This window comes from candidate division KSB1 bacterium (genome assembly GCA_022562085.1).
Taxonomy (GTDB): domain Bacteria; phylum Zhuqueibacterota; class Zhuqueibacteria; order Oceanimicrobiales; family Oceanimicrobiaceae; genus Oceanimicrobium.
The window spans coordinates 1-4631 of the sequence record JADFPY010000358.1; the positions used below are offsets into that span (position 1 = coordinate 1).

Here is a 4631-nt window from a genome sequence, read left to right on the forward strand (position 1 = left end):
GCAGCGGACAAAAAAGCTAGCCTAGCCTTTATGCGCCAAAGAAAGTCCCTTTTGGGGAGCTAGTTTTCGTTTCGAGCATAGACAAGACATTCGGCAAAAAACGTCTCAAACATTAGCGAGGTTTATCCCAAGCAATTTTTTGGCTGACTTTACCTCCAGTCTGGAAAAGCCCCACCCGTATTTTCCCTGTATTTTACAGGATTTCTCCATCACACATCAATAGAAGCGCAGCAATGTGCTTTGACGTATTTATTTCCAACGGACACGGGATGGGCGGACGAAGCTAGGCAACAAAGATTTCAAAGGTTTTCATTTGCGAAAGCCCTGTTGTTTGCAGTGTCGGGCCGAAATCTATCGATATCAAAAAACCCCGGCACCAAACTCGATGACATAAGTAAGTCGATCGATATCGAAAAAACCCTTGTTTTTAACACCGGCACGTAATCCCATATAGTCTGTCAGGAAACTTAGAAATTTTAACGGTGATTTGGTGATATTCACCCGGAATTTGATACCTGTCTCAAGCACAAAATCCGTTTTTGTTTTGAATTCTTTTGATTCTTTACTGATCGGCTCCTTGTCCCACTCCACACCGACAGCAAAATAGCTGTCAATCCAGCGCGATGCTGACGGTGTATACATCAACATCCAGCCGAAATCCCGCAGTCTCTTATCCTTCAAATACATGCGATGTACCAAAAAACCTCCTGCCACGGGATCCTCGAGATTCCTGACGATAAAAAAGGGAAACACAAACGACATACCGAGATCGCCATCCGCACGCATAGAGATAGCAAATGCTTTGAGCGCTAATTCTTCGGACATAAAATGGCCAAACCGGTTTAAATCAGTATTTTCCTCTATTTCCGGCCAGTCGCGTTTTTCCTTCTCTGCCATTTTAAGAGCCAGCAATGCATCGTCTCCAGCCATCTCCGAGGCGGGAAAGGCCCGAAGCTCATAAATGGCATTTTCAGGCGCATATTCGCCATTTTCGCTATGTCGTTCACGTAACGGACTATCCTCAGGTAAAGGCGGAAAGACACGGTGTTCCGGTCGCCTTACTTTCGACATCCAGGCCTGGTATGCCCCGGTAAACAGGGCACCACCGCGAATTATGTCGCGTAATCCCCAGGCATCATTAATGCGTTTATTGACATCAAAACCCGGTGTATAGTAGCCATCCGAATTTTTGTCGGTGCACATCCCGTGCTTGCCTTCTTCCACAAGCAGGTGCATCGGGAATCTGGTATATCGGTCCGTTTCAACAACATTGTAAAACCATCTTAATCCGTGCGCCTCAGCAGTAACCCGCATGATCGCGATAATGTAATGCGTTTTCTCGCAATCATGCTCGTAATCTTCCAATTCATCGTCCCGTATGATAATGATTCTGTATTCCGTAGGTTCAACATCGTGGTCATGCGCACCAACGCCTTCTTCAAACGGAAAATAAGCGATATATTTGAGCTTGACCGCTGCGATATTGTGAAGGTCAAGCATGCTATTGCCTTTGACCTCCGCATCCGGTATATAACCGGGTCCCAAAGTATCTTCACGCACCAGAATCCGGTTATATTGGTAATATACCACCGGTTTATCCCGATCCTCTTCAAATGGCAGCGGCGCCGGCATTCTGATCTCCTTCCCTTCCTTATCATCCGTAGTGGGTTCATCGGGCGAGAACCAAAAAACCGGTGCACAGTAAGCGGCAAGCTCTTTAAGGCTCATTTCCCGCTCAGTCGTCCAATAGACGGCGCGATTATCGAAGCTGAAATCACATTCGTCTTCAGGAGCCTGCGCGAGGCAAATTGATCGAAAGCCGGACAGGCCAGCGAATACGGCTAAAGCGATGATAATTCGAGTTAAATAACTTAACATTAGTAATCCTCCAGTTCATTTTATTATTCTGCTTGCTGATGTCTGTTTGAGATTGTGTTAAACCCGATCGTGCAGTCTACAGTCCAAACGAAAAACCCAGCAAGAGACGAATCCGCCTGAACTTCTTGGTGGCAATGTTTTCCTGCTCATCGAGAGGAAGTTTTATACCACCTGCCGGCGGTAGCGTGATGAGCCGTTCGATTTGATCGTCACCAAAACTCAAGATTGTGCCGAGGGTTAATTCCATATTTTTTAGTCGCAGTTCGATGCCGATACCAGCATGATAGATATTCATCCTGTTGTTGGCCGTGTAAACCTTAGATGGCTCCTCTGTAATACGCGATAAATCCGACGTAGCGGCTGAAAAATCCGTGGTGAAACTGCCATAGAAGGCAATATTGGCGGCAAAATACCGTTCATACCCAATCCCGAGATTCAGTACTGGCTTAAATTCCTGCAAAATGGTATAATCCAGGGTATCACCGGTACTCTGGCCGACAAAAGGTTCCGGAGCCATGACAACGGATTCTTTTACCTTTGAAAACCACTCGGCAGAGACATGCAACCTGTGACTTCCGACGAAGAATCCCGCGCCAAACCCCACTGACAGAGGCGTTTTATAAACTGCGTTCAGATTGCGCTGATAATCAACTTCAAGCCTATCACGCGACACCCCGCCATCACCCGGATCAAGGCCGATAGTCAGATTATTGAACAGGGTCTTGCCACTGCCTGCCACATTGAGGCGTGGAGTGGTCAATGTTGCACCCAATGACCAATTTTTGTTTAATAAAGCATAGCCAATTTTCCACAAAAAATCCCAGGTCGTAAATCGGTACTCCGTGATTTTCTGAATGGCTGCAAGATCACCGTTGCCTGCAAGCGCTTCGGTCAAAAACCTGAATTCATTCTTCTGCCGACGATATGAAAGATAGGTTGAAACGCCGATACTGGATTTTGCCCATCGCTTCCAGGACCAGGTAAAACCATACCACTGATCCTTGATTTCATTGGTTGACTTGTATTCGATGGCGTACGACTCATCCCCGGGAGTCCGCTGTATAATATCCACCACACCACTGAGCCGGACTGTGAACGGAACGCGCGAACGCACCCGGCTCAAACTGGTGTATCCCCACGCGTGTTCCTTGCCGGGACTGCGGAACATACCGGCCGCAAAACCCGGCGCACTAGCCAAATTTTCATTGTTTAAATCGATGCCCTGACCAAGGCCATCTTTGACCGTGCTTTGAGTATATTGGTAGAGCCTGGTGCTGAGAAGCAGGCCAGGATCGGGGATTAAAGCTAAACGCGCCGGATTGTAATACACAGCGGCCAGATCATCGACGCTGCCGATAACCGCTCCGCCCAGCAACCTTGACCTCGAACCGTATTGGTCAGTCCAGTAGTGAGCATCCTGGGGATAGGCTCGAGCAGTCAATAATGTAAGACCTAACAATGAAATAGCCAGGAGTCTCATATTGGAATTCCATCCGAGTCTTTTGATATTCAATATCAATTTGAGCCTTCTTGAGGCAATCTATGAGTTAGCTCTTGCACGATTGACGTTTTGCCAATTCTACGCTGTCCGTAAAGAACTAATGCATTGTCATTTGGATTCTTGAGAACCCTTAACACGTCCTTGAGCACGTTCCTTGGGCCAACATAAGCTTTCTGTCCGCCTCCAGGATTACCAGCGATGTAGGGATTCGTTTTCATCTTGTGGTTTCCCAAATCAGAATGTCGTTGCAGTGACCAACCGACTAACTGTCTCAACGCCAAAATGTGCGGATTTCAAAAGTGAAGGCGAAACCGGAGCTTTAAAATTCCGAACCATTGCCTTGTTATGCATTAGTCAAACAGGAATTTACACCATTACCTTTAAAGCAGTATACGGAACGATATTGAAGATAAATATTACGATTTTATAGTTGCTTAAATACTGAATATACACAGGCGCTAAATCAGGCTGACTGACACCGAATATTTTGCTGTGAATCCTCGAAATAGGCCCTTTCATTACAACCAGCAGAATAGTTGTAAATAAAAGAACGCCGATATTGATTACCGAGCACCAGCCTAGAAATACAGTTAAAGTATTTATATCTACCATGTCAATTACTCCTTGATAATTTTGTAAGTTTGCATAACCGATTGAGTTCACCTGCATTTTGGAGCATAGCGGAAATGTCAGGCGCAACGATTTGTTAGCCAATCATTGCTTTTTCTTATATCAGCCCCTTAGTGACCTTTCAACGTTAGGCGCGGGCTGAAGCCACGTGCCATGCGAATTCTTTTTGTTCTGGTCAAGGGCGTCCGCGCGGCTAATATTCTAGGCATTGATCATTCAATGTGAAACCTTTTTCAGAATACCCCTTGAAAGACAATCATGACGACACCAGCAACAATGACATAAAAGAAATCAACAGTGATCGCGTAACCGTTTTTCTTCACGAAGCCACCCATTGACGCTGTAAATGTCGCAACAGCCAGGATGGCCAGTACGGCAGTAATCAGTGCATCGATTGTTGCAGTAATACCAATCACAAGAGCAAGCAAGAGCAACGCTACCAATTGCGTCACCATAGCAAATACAGGCATCTTATCAGCACTATCCAGAGATACGCCAGAACCTTCCGCCCACTTCTTCCCAAAGAGTTTCGGGCTGTACCACACCCAACCAACAAGAAAAGAAACAACGGTCCCTACGGTTACTGCAAGCCAATTTACCCTTGAAAAGTCTTCCACAATTT

5 protein-coding genes are annotated in these 4631 nt (G+C 46.1%); all 5 read right to left on the reverse strand.

Going from position 1 to position 4631, the window contains the following annotated elements; translation table 11 throughout:
• Window positions 1-360 precede the first annotated feature (360 nt).
• A complete protein-coding gene (locus IH879_20120; GenBank protein MCH7677235.1) occupies window positions 361-1878 on the reverse strand; it encodes a hypothetical protein in 1518 nt (505 codons plus the stop codon).
• A 76-nt stretch (window positions 1879-1954) separates the two neighbouring features.
• The gene (locus IH879_20125; GenBank protein ID MCH7677236.1) at window positions 1955-3391 is read right to left on the reverse strand and encodes a hypothetical protein; all 1437 of its coding nucleotides are present in this window, start codon (window positions 3389-3391) and stop codon (window positions 1955-1957) included.
• Window positions 3392-3393: 2 nt separating this feature from the next.
• Window positions 3394-3597 carry an ATP-binding protein gene (locus tag IH879_20130; protein ID MCH7677237.1) on the reverse strand — a complete coding sequence of 68 codons (204 nt, stop codon included), beginning with the start codon at window positions 3595-3597 and terminating at the stop codon, window positions 3394-3396.
• Window positions 3598-3745: 148 nt separating this feature from the next.
• Window positions 3746-3991, reverse strand: coding sequence for a hypothetical protein (locus IH879_20135; protein MCH7677238.1), 246 nt, complete (start codon window positions 3989-3991; stop codon window positions 3746-3748).
• A 251-nt stretch (window positions 3992-4242) separates the two neighbouring features.
• A partial coding sequence (locus IH879_20140) for a DUF1761 family protein (protein ID MCH7677239.1) occupies window positions 4243-4631 on the reverse strand: 389 nt, incomplete at its 5' end.